General features: G+C 38.8%; 12 protein-coding genes. 7 read left to right on the forward strand and 5 right to left on the reverse strand.

Annotation, left to right across the window (positions count from 1 at the left end; translation table 11 throughout):
• Positions 1–585 precede the first annotated feature (585 nt).
• Entirely contained in the window at positions 586–1,533 is a 948-nt protein-coding gene (locus HDC33_RS05685; protein ID WP_179392641.1) for a 2-hydroxyacid dehydrogenase, read from the forward strand.
• A gap of 27 nt (positions 1,534–1,560) precedes the next feature.
• Here the strand turns inward: HDC33_RS05685 and HDC33_RS05690 are convergent, their stop codons facing one another.
• On the reverse strand, positions 1,561–2,190 hold the full coding sequence (locus HDC33_RS05690) for a protein-L-isoaspartate(D-aspartate) O-methyltransferase (RefSeq protein WP_179391525.1): 630 nt from the start codon (positions 2,188–2,190) through the stop codon (positions 1,561–1,563).
• Positions 2,191–2,290: 100 nt separating this feature from the next.
• A complete protein-coding gene (locus HDC33_RS05695; RefSeq protein WP_179391526.1) occupies positions 2,291–2,470 on the reverse strand; it encodes a hypothetical protein in 180 nt (59 codons plus the stop codon).
• A gap of 706 nt (positions 2,471–3,176) precedes the next feature.
• Here HDC33_RS05695 and HDC33_RS05700 point away from each other — a divergent pair.
• Positions 3,177–5,783, forward strand: coding sequence for a cation-translocating P-type ATPase (locus tag HDC33_RS05700; protein WP_179391527.1), 2,607 nt, complete (start codon positions 3,177–3,179; stop codon positions 5,781–5,783).
• Between the two features lie 529 nt (positions 5,784–6,312).
• Here the strand turns inward: HDC33_RS05700 and HDC33_RS05705 are convergent.
• A complete protein-coding gene (locus HDC33_RS05705; protein ID WP_179391528.1) occupies positions 6,313–6,882 on the reverse strand; it encodes a helix-turn-helix domain-containing protein in 570 nt (189 codons plus the stop codon).
• A 389-nt stretch (positions 6,883–7,271) separates the two neighbouring features.
• Between HDC33_RS05705 and HDC33_RS05710 the strand changes: the two genes are divergently transcribed.
• The 4 genes from HDC33_RS05710 (at position 7,272) to HDC33_RS05725 (ending at position 11,762) form a co-directional block, all read left to right on the forward strand.
• Complete coding sequence (locus HDC33_RS05710) at positions 7,272–7,427, forward strand: hypothetical protein (protein ID WP_179391529.1); 156 nt, start codon at positions 7,272–7,274, stop codon at positions 7,425–7,427.
• A gap of 3 nt (positions 7,428–7,430) precedes the next feature.
• A complete protein-coding gene (locus HDC33_RS05715) occupies positions 7,431–9,032 on the forward strand; it encodes a sodium:solute symporter family protein (RefSeq protein ID WP_179391530.1) in 1,602 nt (533 codons plus the stop codon).
• A gap of 83 nt (positions 9,033–9,115) precedes the next feature.
• Complete coding sequence (locus tag HDC33_RS05720) at positions 9,116–11,128, forward strand: oxidoreductase (protein WP_179391531.1); 2,013 nt, start codon at positions 9,116–9,118, stop codon at positions 11,126–11,128.
• A gap of 469 nt (positions 11,129–11,597) precedes the next feature.
• Positions 11,598–11,762, forward strand: coding sequence for a hypothetical protein (locus tag HDC33_RS05725; protein WP_179391532.1), 165 nt, complete (start codon positions 11,598–11,600; stop codon positions 11,760–11,762).
• A gap of 107 nt (positions 11,763–11,869) precedes the next feature.
• Here HDC33_RS05725 and HDC33_RS05730 read toward each other — a convergent pair whose 3' ends face one another.
• Positions 11,870–12,091 carry a hypothetical protein gene (locus HDC33_RS05730; RefSeq protein WP_179391533.1) on the reverse strand — a complete coding sequence of 74 codons (222 nt, stop codon included), beginning with the start codon at positions 12,089–12,091 and terminating at the stop codon, positions 11,870–11,872.
• Between the two features lie 356 nt (positions 12,092–12,447).
• Complete coding sequence (locus HDC33_RS05735) at positions 12,448–13,656, reverse strand: sugar diacid recognition domain-containing protein (RefSeq protein WP_179391534.1); 1,209 nt, start codon at positions 13,654–13,656, stop codon at positions 12,448–12,450.
• Between the two features lie 156 nt (positions 13,657–13,812).
• Here HDC33_RS05735 and HDC33_RS05740 point away from each other — a divergent pair, with 156 nt between their 5' ends.
• Positions 13,813–14,790: an ornithine cyclodeaminase family protein gene (locus HDC33_RS05740; RefSeq protein ID WP_179391535.1), complete on the forward strand. Its 978-nt coding sequence runs from the start codon at positions 13,813–13,815 to the stop codon at positions 14,788–14,790.
• The last annotated feature ends 96 nt before the right edge of the window (positions 14,791–14,886 follow it).

Consider the following 14,886-nt stretch of genomic DNA (forward strand, 5'->3'; position numbering starts at 1 on the left):
TGCCAATTTTGTTAGTAGTAAAACTTTATTTAGCATCACCCATCTAAAACCTTTTAGACAACAACATTTAAAGCATAGTGCCTCTCAACGGTGTCGAAAGCGATTATGTTGATGGGGACACAAAAAAGTAAGCGCCAAATAACGCCCATCTATTCGTCAGGTGGGCGTTATTTGGTGCTTACGAAATAATGAGAGGACGTTCAAAAGAGTTTTAATACATATATGAAAGGCGTTCTGTTTTAAATACGGACGCATTCGATCAAGGACTTCAAAAGATAAGTATTGAAGGGGCTACCAACGTTTGAACCACTACTCGGTGACGGTTGGGCTTCCTTATATAAGATGAAACTTGAACTAACGGTAGAGAACGTTATCATATAGGTACCTTTCACCAAGGAAGGATTGTCCCTCGGGATGGCGCATTTTATTCCCGCGTCGTGAAATCCGATTCTTTTATAAAGTGCAGTTCCTAATATGGTGGTATTTCACGTGCCAGTGCTTGTAAAATATGGCACAATGAAGCTAGATTTTATTGAATAGTAGGGGGAATGCAAAGTGAAACCAAAAGTTTATTCCACATATGCTATGCCTGAAGATGTGAAGGAATTTATGGCAGAGTATTGCGATATTCGTCAATGGCAGGGCGATGGACGGATTCCGAGAGATATCTTATTAAAGGAAATTGCTGCCGTTGAAGGGTTATATACGGCGGGCGGCAGTATGGTTGGAAGGATTGATGAGGAGCTGCTGAATCACGCGCCTCATTTAAAAGTCATTAGTAACGTATCTGTAGGATACAATAATTTTGATGTAGAAGCGATGAACAAACGAAATATAATTGGAACAAATACACCTCATGTTTTGGATGAAACGGTTGCAGATTTAGCATTTGCCCTAATTTTATCCACTGCTAGACGCATTACTGAATTGGATCGGTTCGTCAAAGAGGGAAGCTGGAAACCGACGACAAATTATCACGAGATCTATGGGAAAGATGTACATAGTACCACGTTGGGCATCATAGGTATGGGGCGGATCGGGGAAGCGATTGCGCGAAGAGCGAAATTCGGATTTAATATGGATGTCCTTTATTATAACCGTAACAGAAAACCGGAGGCTGAAGAGAAGTATGGCACGGAGTATTGCGACTTGACTTCACTTTTAACGCATTCCGATTATATTGTATTGATGACACCCCTTACAACTGAAACATTACAACTTATAGGTGAAGAGGAATTTAAAATGATGAAGAAATCGGCTATTTTCATAAATGTGTCTCGCGGTCAGACAGTCGATGAACAAGCGCTTATTCGTGCATTACAAAATGGAGAGATTCTTGGAGCCGGATTGGATGTATTCGAAACAGAGCCCGTGAATCAAGATAACCCATTACTTCAAATGTCGAATGTCGTTACAGTCCCACACATCGGATCCGCCACAGCTTTGACGGAAGCGGCAATGGCGATGCGAGCGGCGGAGAATGTAGTAGCAGTTTTAACGGGGAAGGAACCAATTGACCCCGTCGGAAAATAATAACGGACACGGGATAGATGCTGACACCTATTCATACTTTCCTTTCAAAGGAACAAACATCACATCATCCAAAACGGTCGTATGGATTTCTCCGTCTATGTCTTTTTCCAAGAGTAAAAGTTCCTGTAGGAAGGGTGTTCCAACGGGAATGATCATTTTTCCTTCGATAGCGAGTTGGTCCATGAGCTCGCGTGGCACCTGGGCAGCGGCGGCGGTCACCATAATTCGGTCATAGGGAGCGTGCTCTTCCCATCCATTGCTACCGTCATCCAGCTTGAAATGGATGTTGGTGAAACCAACTTTCTCCAATCTTTCTTTAGCTTGTTCATGCAAGGCGGAAATCCGTTCAATTGTATAAACTGTGTTCGAGAAGGCGGCGAGCAGGGCGGTCTGGTAGCCTGATCCCGTTCCGATTTCCAACACTTTTGAAGTAGGCTGCAAGTCGATGGACAATGTCATTTCGAGTACGAGAGAAGGCTGGGAAATCGTTTGTTCATGCCCGATCGGAATGGCCTCGTCTTTGTAGGCGAATTCCTTGAGTTCATCCATGAAAAAGCCACGGTCCAGTTTTTGGAAGTAGATGATGATGTCTTGGTTTTGATTGGCCATTGTCCATGCTCCTTCGTTTAATAGTAACGAACACTGCACATTAATCATTACCGATATCGAGAGTATGTAAACAACATTAAGCGAACGGTACCAGGCAAAGTAAGAGCCACACCATATTGATGTGGCCAACAACTTATTACTATTCTATTTAATCTTTTTGACTAGTACCATTTTGAGTACTTTCAGCAATTGGGGAAGTAGCTTTCTTAAACTCATTATTAATAGTAGGTGAAGAGGCTTTTACAGGATCTCCATAGGCTGTATAGGTAGATGGATCTTTCTTTTTCTTGCTAGCACTCGCATTCGTGTTCATGTTTTGATGAGTCATTTGTATAGAACCTCCAGTCTGATTTTCCAAAGATGACATGCAAATGGCTGTGAAAGCACCTGATCATCCCTTTACCTTTATCATCTCCAATAACGCGCATATTATGTATCTCAAATGTGATTTCTTAAATGCGGCTATACAATATTATCGGAACAATTAGAAAGTAAAGTTGTTATACGCATACGACTCAGAAAACTAGAAATTACCGCGGTTTAATTGTGCTGTATGTATTTCATTTTTTAGAAATCATTACATATTCTGTTTCTCTATAGTTTATTAAAACACGCATTAGGAATTGATTCACCGATAAAACAAACAATTTAATTTCTAAATCGATTATTATCATACAGGCATAGTACAAGGAATAATCTCGTGATAGTCAACGTATTATGGAGGTAGAGTAGATAGAAAACAAAATTGAAAAGCATATTATCGAGTGCGATTTTGGGGATAAATTCAAGTGAATTGATTTCTTGTATAAGAAAGGACAAGCCGACAGGGGGTCTACTCGTTGGTGAAACTAAATTTGCCTACTAGCTACTGGCACTTGGATGCACCGTTTATAAACTATCTTCCTTCCAGTCTTATTGTTAATACGAATTAATTTACTTGAGTTTTACGGGATTCTGTAGCAAGTATAACGTTTGCTGAGGGTTTCTTTCATTAGCATGATTGTCTACTAATTTCAAACTGGAAGGGGAATCGAATGACAGAATATCATCAACAATCATCAGTTGAAGTCATGGATATGTTGGATGTGACAAATCAAGGATTAAGTGATTATGACGTCCAAAAGAGACAAGAAGTATATGGGTATAATGAATTGATGGAAGGAAAAAAGACAAGTACATTTGCCGTTTTCTTTGGACAGTTTAAAGATTTATTAGTCATTATTTTAATGATTGCCGCTTTCATTTCATTTCTATTAGGTGAAGTGGAAAGTACGATTGTTATTATGATAGTCGTAATTTTAAACGCAGTCCTGGGCACTGTACAGCATGTGAAGGCAGAAGAGTCTTTGGATAATCTCAAGGCATTGACCTCTCCAGTTGCAAAAGTGATACGGGATAATCGGATAATAGAGATTTCTTCAGATGAAATAGTGGTTGGAGATCTTCTCTATTTGGAAGCCGGTGACTATATTAGTGCAGATGGCAGATTAATAGAAAGCCATAATCTGCATATAAATGAAAGTTCACTGACAGGTGAATCATTGGCTGTAGCGAAAAGTACCGCGCCCATCAAAGAAGATCGTGTAACCATTGCTGATAAAAAAAATATGGTTTTCACTGGGAGCTTTGTCACCAATGGACGCGGTACTGTAATTGTTACAGCGATTGGAATGGAAACGGAAATCGGGAAAATCGCGAATTTACTGGATACTGCGAAAGAGAAGAAAACACCTCTTCAAGTGAGTCTTGATCATTTTGGGGAAAAATTAGCATTAGGGATTACGATGATTTGTTTAGCCATTTTCACTATTGATCTTTTTAGAGGCCGCGAGTTAGTAGATTCGTTTATGTTTGCTGTTTCGCTTGCAGTTGCAGCAATTCCGGAAGCACTAAGTTCGATTATTACCATAGTGCTGGCTTTTGGGACACAAAAAATGGCCAAGGAAAATGCCATTATACGTAAGCTCTATGCTGTCGAAAGTCTGGGAAGTGTATCTGTTATTTGTTCAGATAAGACGGGAACATTAACAGAGAATAAAATGAGTGTACAACAAGTATATGTTGATCAAAAAGTCATTCCGCATGATCAACTACATACAGAAAATCCAATCGAGAAAAGTTTTATCTTAAAGGCGCTATTATGTAATGACGCCGTGGAAAGAGATCATAAAGAAATCGGTGACCCTACTGAAATTGCACTCGTGAAATTAGGGAAGCAGTACAATTTTGACGAATTAATCGTAAGAGATCACTTTCCAAGAGTGGCGGAGATACCTTTTGACTCAAATAGAAAGCTAATGAGTACAGTGAATCAAATCCACCACCAAACTATCATGATTACAAAGGGAGCATTAGATGTTCTTCTATATAAGATTGTAAAAATCGATACTTCTGAAGGTATCCTTGATATTACGGAAGCTCATCGTAAAAAAATTGAAGAAGTGAATCGTGATTTTTCTAAAAATGGATTAAGAGTACTCGCAATTGCTTACAAAGAGATAAGGAGAAATCAACCAATCGCTGCAGAAGATGAAAGAGATTTAATCTTTGTCGGATTAATGGCGATGATGGATCCTCCGAGAAAAGAGACAAAAGCAGCGGTTGAAAGCTGTATACAAGCTGGTATTAAACCGGTGATGATTACAGGTGACCATAAAATAACAGCAACTGCTATTGCCAAGCAAATTGGTATTTTAAAAGATCCATCAGAAGCAATCGAAGGATATGAAATTGAAGGATTAACTGATCGACAACTACAAGAAAAGGTGAAAGATGTCTCTGTCTATGCCCGCGTAACACCAGAGCATAAAATTCGTATCGTTAAAGCTTGGCAGGAAAAAGGAAATGTCGTAGCGATGACCGGAGATGGAGTCAATGATGGCCCCGCCTTAAAACAAGCCGATATCGGTGTGGCAATGGGGATAACCGGTACCGAGGTAGCGAAAGATGCATCCTCTATGATCTTAACGGATGATAATTTTTCAACGATTGTCAAAGCTATTTCAAATGGAAGAAGCCTCTATACGAACATCAAAAACGCCATTCTATTCTTATTATCAGGGAATGCAGGTGCTATTTTCGTTGTTTTATATGCAACAGTATTAGGTTTACCGGTTCCCTTTGCACCCGTGCATCTATTATTTATTAACTTACTTACCGATAGTTTGCCGGCAATTGCAATAGGTTTAGAGCCGCATAATAAAAATACAATGAAGGACAAGCCGAGAGATATTCATACGCCATTATTAAATAAAGCATTTACGACTCAAGTGGTGTTAGAAGGTTTACTAATTGCTATCTCTACAATCATTGCTTTTCGAATGGGATTGTCAACGGGTGATACGCTGACAGCAAGCACAATGGCGTTTGCAACATTATGTTTGTCGAGATTAGTGCATGGCTTCAACTCCAGATCTAAAGAATCAATCTTCACAATTGGTGTATTTTCGAATAAATATACCTGGCTAGCATTTACAATAGGTGTTTTAAGTTTACATTCAGTTTTATTTATTCCATCGCTTACGGGTATGTTTGAAGTCGCAACATTAAGTGGAGTACAATTAGGCTACATTTATATCTTGTCCTTTATGCCGTTTTTAGTTAATCAGTGGTATAAATTTTTGTTCGTGAGAAGAAAATAAACCATCTCAAAGTTCTTTAAGACATTGGGAAATTGGAGATGTCATAAACGGATATAATTCTCGAATTAAATTAAAAAAGCTGAAGGTCAATTTATGTTGATTTTCAGCTTCTTTTTTATAAGTGAGTCAATTTCATATTAGAAGGTTTTGTATTAAAATCCGAACAAGATTGATTTACACTACAGGCGAACGCTTTCTGCGGGCACGGCTTCAATCTCCTCGTCAATGCGTTCCTTCGGGGCTTTCAGCCAAGGAAGAGTGAACTTTCTCTTCCTATTTTTGCCTGCTGTTCCCGCTGGAGTCGCCGCCTTCGGTTACAATCAACGGACCTCATCCAAACAAACGAATAATCGATTACAAAAAACATTAATGTTCGTGCTTACAACTAAAATAAGCAATTATGAAATAGACTCAAGTATGTAGTAATTGATACAAGATTTTTGTGTTAGAAATAATCGTGTATCTTTCTGGAAATAATAGTAAAAAGGATCCGGAGTGTGAATGATTAATTAGAAATGGTGAGTTTCTGCTAATAGTTTGGATGTGTAATTATCCAGATAACCTCTAGGGTGTCTTCGCCTGCATTTTTCCAGGCGTGTGGTGATTGACTACAAAAATTAATTGTATCTCCAGCATTGAGAACGTATTTAGATTCATCAACGGATATTTCCATTTGACCTTTAAGAACTATAATACATTCCTTTTCGCTGTCATGAGAATAATATTCGCCACTTTCTCCTCCCTGTTTAATCTCTGTATAAAAAACTTCTAAATTACCTTTCCTTTCGCTTAACAAATAATCAATTGTTTTTTCATCAGGATAATTTATTGTTCGTCGATTGTCCTTTCGAGTAATTGATATTGAGGGGGCTTTATGATCTTCCTCTTCAATATTATAAAAAAGCGAAGAGATTTTTATATCCAACTCGTTTGCTATTTTTTGAATCGAGGAAATTGACCCTTTTGTGAGACCGCGTTCCAGTTGGCTTATAAAGCTAGAAGTAAATCCAGTTTTCTTAGAAATATAGTTTATGGTAATGCCTTTCGCTTGTCGTATAGACCGAATCTGTTCCCCTATTGAAATATTTATCTCATCCATTTTTCATTATTCCCCCTTGTTTAAATTTTCAGTCTAGAATATAATTAACCCACACTTAATTAAGTGTGGGTTAATTATATATGGTTGAGTAAGAGTATACCAAACTATCGGTTTTTTAAAAGGGTGTATTCGTTTACAAGACAACTAAATAGTGGAGGAGTGATAGGAGAATTATTATTTACTCGAATATAGCAATTGTTGGTTTTTATTCATATGTTTTTTCGGAAAAGACGCGCCATGCGAGAAATCAATTTAACGACAGTTATGTGGAAACTAAGAAAGTATAAATTACCGACATGGGAAATAAATACTCGAGTTTGCTTTAAAGTCAGCATTATAAAATGCATATCTTTAATGATTAAATAATCAATTTTAAAAGGAGGATTTATATGGGGGAATTTATTTTTAGTTTTTCTTATGGTGGCGCTTTAATAGTAATGGGGTTTGTTACACGTTTTTTTATAAAAAGAATGGATGCAGAACGTAAGGGTGTTGAAAGTGTTGAAATGACTGTCAGCAATGAGAACTTAACAAAGGTGGTGTAAGTAATGGTTTTCATTATAGGAATTATCGCGTCTTTCATTATTTACGTATTAATTGGTGTGGTCCTGTCTAAAAGTGTAAAAACCTCAGAAGATTTTTACGTTTCGGGAAGAAGTGGGACAACCCTTATGATTACCGGTACGCTGGTCGCTTCTTTTTTAAGCACTGTTTCCTTTATGGGGGAAGTAGGGTTCTCGTATGAAGGTTACGCTATTCCGTTACTTATTCTAGTTATTTTTAATGCAAGCGGTTATGTTTTCGGCGTATTTTTATTTGGTCGCTATCTGCGAAGAAGTAAATCATTAACTGTTCCAGAGTATTTCGGTAACCGCTTTCAATCCAAAAAAGTAAGAATGGTTGCCGCAATTACGACAGTCCTTGGGATTGCTGCTTACTTGGTTGCTGTAACCCAAGGAGCCTCACTTCTACTTTCCGAAATTTTTAAGATTCCGTATGCGATGGCACTCATTGTTATGTGGGTTGTTTATGCCTCGTTTACCATTCTTTCAGGTGCAAAAGGGGTAATGGTAAATGACACAATTATGTTCTTCATTTTCTCAATTGCTACTTATGTTTCATTCCCGTTTATTTTGAAATCTACGGGTGGGTTTCCAAATGCAATTATTAACGCAGCAAACAATATTGAAAAACCGGATATGTTCAGCTGGCACGGGATAACTGGTCCTAACGCATATATGGGAACTCCGACGGAAACAATAGTTTGGGCTATTATATTAGGATTAGTTTGGGGTTCTGTAGTTGCAATAAGCCCTTGGCAAAGCAGCCGTTATTTAATGGCGAAAAATGAGCACGTAGCTATTCGATCTGGTGTATGGGCAATGATTTCAATTTTTACGATTTATTTATTCTTGCACATTAGTATTACGACTATTAATAACGTTAAAACTGATATTGTACCAACGGAAAAAGTCTTTATATGGGCTGCGATGAATTTAGTTCCCACATGGCTTGGTGTTATTATCGTCAGTGGTATTATGGCGGCGGCGTTATCTTCTTGCGCAACATTTTTACAATTGATCGGGAACAGTGTTGCTAGAGATATTATGGAACAATCGCGGAGTAAGAACTATACAGATAAAGGTTTATTGAAAGTTAGCAGGATTTCCATGATTGCGATCAGCCTCGTCATTCTATTAATTGGTTTGTGGCAACCGCCGTCCGTCATGTGGATAGGTTATTTCGCAGCAACATTATTCGCTGCCTCATGGGGGCCTGTTGCATTCTCGAGTGTATTTTCAAAAACAGTAACAAAAGAAGGGGCATTTTGGAGTATCGTAGTAGGTTTCTTTGGAGTTATCTTTGGAGAAGTATTAAAACTCAGTATTACTTTGCCTGTCTATTTACACCCAGTTATTATCGGAGTAATTCTAAGTAGTATCGCTTTAGTAATTGGCTCTCGATTCGGGGTAATCACTGATGAAGAACGGGCTTATCAGGCAATGTTACTTCAACATCCAATTGAAGAAAATGAAGAAAAAGAAATGTCAATTACACGTAGGTATCCAGGATATTTAATGATCAGTGGTGGACTTGTTATCGCTATTACATTCATGTTTTACTACTGGCCGCTTTTACAAAGCAGGTAAACCACAAGTTAGCTGCCAGTTAATCTATGTAAGAAAAATATGCATTGACTCAAACTACTGATAGATTTAGGAGTGTTGATTTTATGACCCAACTTAAAAATTTATTTACAAAAGTGATGATTGGGAATACAGAGCTTAAAAACCGAATCTTAAGTACAGCACATCAAACAAATCATGTCACTGATGGTATCCCTACTAAAGATATGATTGCTTACCATGAGGCCCGTGCTAAAGGCGGAATCGGATTAATCGTTCTTGAAGCGGCGGCAGTCCATCCTTCGGGAATGCTGACGACGAATACTGTTGCTGGATTTGATCGGAGAATTGTCGAAGCTTACTCGAAACTATCTGAAACAATGCATCAATATGGAACGAAAGTTTTTTCGCAGTTATTCCATGGTGGAAGAGAAGTCGTATCAAGCGATTACCGCAACGCGGCATTGGCGCCGTCTTCTGTCCCGAGCCTGCGTTTTAGTACAATGCCAAGACCGATGAGTTTGGAAGAAATAGAAGAAGTAATTGAAGGTTTTGCCGTTTCAGCGAAGTTGGCAAAAGAGGGAGGTCTTGATGGAGTAGAAATTTGTTGTTCACATGGATATCTTCCATCACAATTTTGGGCAAGCCATACGAATCTGAGAACAGATGAGTACGGTGGTTCTTTTGAAAATCGAATGCGTTTTATCGTTGAAGTAATTGAACGTGTATGGAATGCGGTAGGCGATGATTTTACGGTAGGTATTCGAATGAGCGCAGATGAAATGACAATGGACGGAACGACGATGAAAGATGCTGTACAAATCGTGGAATACCTTGCAGATAAATCGCGTCTCGACTTTGTTAATGTTACTGCTGGAGATTCAAGTACGTATGCAGGCTCAACTCATATCGTACCACCTTCGCCAATGAAACATGCGTACCTTTCTGCACATGGCTTCAAAATTCGGATGGCCGGGGCTATTCCAGTGTTTGTAGGTTCAAGAATTGTCGATCCCGTGGAAGCGGAACAAATCATTGCTACTGGAAAAGCTGACATGGTCGGTATGACACGGGCGACAATTGTTGATCCTGATATGCCGAATAAAGCGCTAAAAGGCGAATTTCATTTAATTGATGCCTGTATCGGATGCTTGCAAGCGTGCATCGGGCATTACCATAAAGGCTTGCCGATAAGTTGTATACAAAACCCGCAGGCAGGAAAAGAAGCCCAGATTTTGCCTCTTTTACAAAAGAAAAACGATAAAAAGTCCGTCCTAGTAATTGGAGCAGGTCCAGGCGGCATGGAAGCTGCTGTAGCAGCTGATACTCAAGGGTATGATGTAACGCTTATCGATCAAAGCGATAGGATTGGAGGCTTACTTCAAACGATGCGCAAAGCTCCTATGCGTCACGAAATGGCTGAATCAATGCTAGATAACTATTCGAAGCAATTAGCCGTTAGCAATGTAAATGTTAAACTAGGTCAGAAAGTAACAAGAGAAGAAGTAATTGCATTAGCCCCTGACGCTATTATTTGTGCTGTAGGTTCAAGGTCATATATTCCGCAAGTTGAGGGAATAAATGACCCACGTGTCATAATGGTTGATAAAATTTTCAATAAAACAGATATCATGGCAGGTCAAAATGCTATCGTATTTGACTTTGGCGGCGACTGGCCAGGAATTGAAGCAGCTATTCACTTAGCCGAAAAGGGCTGTAAAGTAACACTCGTTACAACAAGGCTTCACGTAGGAGAAGAAATTCATCAATATCTTCGCAATGAATATATGAAGAAGCTTTATCAACTAAATATTACGATGAAGGCCCATCATGATTTTGGTGGTATTATAAATGGTAATGTCGTTGTCAGAAATTTATTTACACATAAAAGAGAAGAAATGGAGAATCATAAGATTATAGTATTATCGGTAGGCCGTGTTCCCAACACTGAATTGTACGAGGAGATAAAAAATCTTGCACCAACTGTCAGCCAAATTGGAGATTGCCTTGCTCCGCGAACAATTGAAGAAGCGACATTAGAAGGACTCCTTGCGGCAGTAAATATAGAAGATAATAGTAGCCGATATAGTGACTCCAGTTCAGATTACGTACAGGTGTAAGTAGTCTAGGTGTTTGGGCAAGAAGCTATTTACAAAGTAATTTTCAATTGCATAGAGAAAAGTCGTATGTCAGTATCTGAAGCGCTAATGCTTATGTTCACATTTGAAGCATTAATTTAAAGGAAGGCAGTCTAAGAGCGCGACGTCCTGTCGCAACGACTGCATGACCCGCATCCTACGGGCCTCAATACTGTTGTTCCACAATAAAAATAATCCATCCTTGAGTGGGAGCTCATAATGGATGGACTATATTATCACTAGAGCTGACCCCCCTTGTAGGGAACCTGCTATTACAGACCGCCTAATGTTATCCGCACTAGGAGGTCCTTTTTAGTTTATTCTGCTTTACTAAATGAATTCCTGTTATCTGCATTATATTGCAAATTCTTATTCAATACAATCGCATCATAATCCATATTTCCCGGGGAATGCGGATTCGCTTAAGTAGACGATGAAAGAGAATGATGGCATGAGCCCGAACAAGACGCTTGAAGAAAGAAAAAACGTGATGGTTTATTCCGACATCAAACAGAAGGTGGAGGACTTAGAGACGGCGGTCGTCCTTATTGTCCGCTTTCATGATACGGTATTCATATATATTAATTTCCTACCATCTCTCCATTCCACTTTCTAGGTACCTATGCACGAAACTATACAGATAATGAACTAACAATTGCATAAATAAAAACAAAAAGCTAACGATAGTGTTTTATTGTTCGCTCCCCGGTATTATGGTATTTATCATTTTTTCCTTTTTTTCAAATCGATTGTAGCCATTTTGCTTTTATCCACTATTTTTTCAAACTCGACAAAAACGAAATATCTGTTTTCCCCCATCTCCTGAACAGTGATCACTATTCCGTTGCGTCCTTTAATTCTCACATTCTCATTGACGGAAGGAATGATTCTTGACGCCTTGTTTAGTACATAGGTGTTGCCTTCGTAAAAATGAATGGAATACATATACTTATCCCCTTTTATTCGTATTTTGAACGTCGAATCCATTCATTTTATGGTTTTGGCGGGGATTTAGAACTTTCAGTACTTAATTTTAGGTACCTGTGCGCGGCACTATTCAGTAAATACAACTCAATTCCATAATAGTATAAAGTAAACCAATAGCTATACGATTTATCTTGACTTTTTGTAAAATCACTTAAATGTTTGAATTGATTGTCTTTGTGTCTCGCACAGGTACCTCTTTTTATTTATACGCTGGTACCTATTACTGATACTATTTAATATGATTGTAACGATGACTGTCACCAAAATAAAACCATTCTTGCATGTACTCATTAAGTAAATGCAAGAATGGTTATTTAGGTTAACTTTTTATTATGTTCATGCTGTTTTAAAGCTAAATATAGAAGCGTGCATTGTTTAAACGAATGGAGATCAATCGTTAATAATTGCTGAAGTTGTTGAATTCGATAGATAAGCGTGTTGCGGTGAAGGTAAAGCTTTCTTGCGGCTTGGCTCATGTTTAGTTGTTCCTCGCAATAGACTAGAAAACTTTCGATGAGTGCAGCCCCATTCGCATGGTTGCTTAACTTTTCAATGTACTTATCAAGTGTTTGTCTGGATGGTAGTTTCATTTCCTCTACTAAAGCCAGTGATAGTAGATTCCAGTCAGAAATGGAGACGATTGATTGTTGAAAGTTATTTCGTTTAGCAATAGCCATAGCTTTTCTCGATTGTTCATAGGAATGTAAGATTCCCTCGATTGTTGAGAAACATTCGCCGTAGGACAACATGAATTTGCTGTCCATATCTCTGTTTTGTAAAAATACCTGCAAAGAATCGGATACATAATCCAGTTTCTTTTCTATTGCACTTGTGTCTTCTGCGTTAAGATGTTTTACGACAAGCCATTGACCGGCTTTTAACGGAATAACGAGATCTTGCTCATTATCAACAAACAGTTTCGTCAAGTATAAAAAAAGATCTTGTTCCGTTTGGTTGAATAGTTGTACCTCTTTTATAGAAGGGAGTTGATCAACTGTGGAAGGGATATCCAATAAAATACATCGTCTTGATAAACCAAGTGAAAATCCATGTATTTCACAGTAGTTTTGAATCTTTCTTAAATCTTCACCTTCTTTATAACTAAGAAGACATTGAATGAAGTGCTGCATCGTTTCCATCTTAGAGACGATTGTTTTAGCACGAAAATTTTCCATTATTAGCATCTCAATATGGGATTGTACGAATGGTACGTAGCGTTCAACTGTTGCAGGGTCACCTATAAGGCCGAGTACGCCAATCGTTTGTTGTTGAAAACTTAATGGTGCGGCAATTCCCGGTAGGACGTTTACAAGGCCAGCAATTTGTTCTTTCGAAAAAAACATGATTTTACCTGATTTAGTTACTTCTGCAGTGACGATATGATGTGAGCCGAGTCGTTTGTTATCTGTACTGCCAATAATCATACCGGTATTATCTGTGATGCTAATCGGGATATCCAATAGTGATGAAAACTGTTCAACAACGGATTGTGCAAAGTGCCCAAGGACTTGCAAGTCATTCACCCCTTACTCCTGTTATGTTTTTATAGATGACTGTATTTTCTGAACTCATACTACTGATAATTATAACAGAATTTTGTGCATAACGGATATTTTCAATTAACTATTTGCCAGTATACTAGAAGTAAGAAGATTATAACTAACTGGGAGTTGAATCGTATGTTGGTTTTGAGTGCTAAAGATCAAATGGATATGGTGGATATGAATGAAATTTTACAATGTGTCGAGGTTTCTTTGAAAGCGTTTTCATCATCAAAGACGGATACGCCAATCCGAACGATTCTACCATTTGGCAATGGAAGTTCCGGGGTAGTGATGCCGTCGGTTGCGGAAGGTTTGGGTGCGATGGGACTAAAATATGTAACGGTCGTACCGACAAATAAAGACCGTGGGAAAAAGGCTATCCAAGGGGTTGTTTTGCTGTCGGATGTGACGACGGGAGAGCCGCTTGCATTACTGGAAGGATCTTATTTAACGCTTATTCGAACAGGGGCTTTGTCAGGTGTTGCGACAAAATATTTAGCTCGTCAAGACGCCAAAAATTTAGGGATTATCGGTACAGGAGAGCAGGCGGCGGGACTTTGTGAAGCGATTCTGGCGGTGAGGGATATCGATATGATCTATCTATGCAATCGGAGTGAGGAAAAGGCAAAAGAATTTGCGAAGTTTGTTGTGAAAAAGTTCCAAAAGAAAGTTATTATTTTACAGGATCCAAATGAACTTGTTCGGAATTCGGATATTGTTGTGACGGCAACTACGTCTATGTCACCGGTCTTTACAGATAATCTGCAGCCGGGAGTCCATGTGAATGCAGTTGGTTCTTTCCGCCCTACAATGCAGGAGTTGCCGACTTCGGCTATTTGCGATGCGGCCAAGGTAGTTGTTGAAGCAAAGGAAGCGGCGCTGGAAGAAGCGGGTGACTTACATATTCCAATCCAAGAAGGTGTGTTTTCAGCAAGTGAAATACACGGGGAACTTGGACGGATTGTAAGTGGAGAACTAGCAGGAAGAGAAGACGAGCAGGAAATAACAATATTTAAATCGGTCGGACTTGCCATCGTTGATATTGTCGTTGCAAAATATTTCTACGACAAAGCGTGCAAAAATAAAGTTGGAGTAGCTGTTGATTTAACTTAATTCAGCAGAAGTCCCCAACTTCCATAAGTGGCAGGATGAATCCTGGATATACATTCAATTCAGTGGGGGTTCAAACCCCGGCTGAATCAAGTTAAA

It is taken from the genome of Sporosarcina sp. JAI121 (genome assembly GCF_013408665.1).
In the GTDB taxonomy this organism is placed as follows: domain Bacteria; phylum Bacillota; class Bacilli; order Bacillales_A; family Planococcaceae; genus Sporosarcina.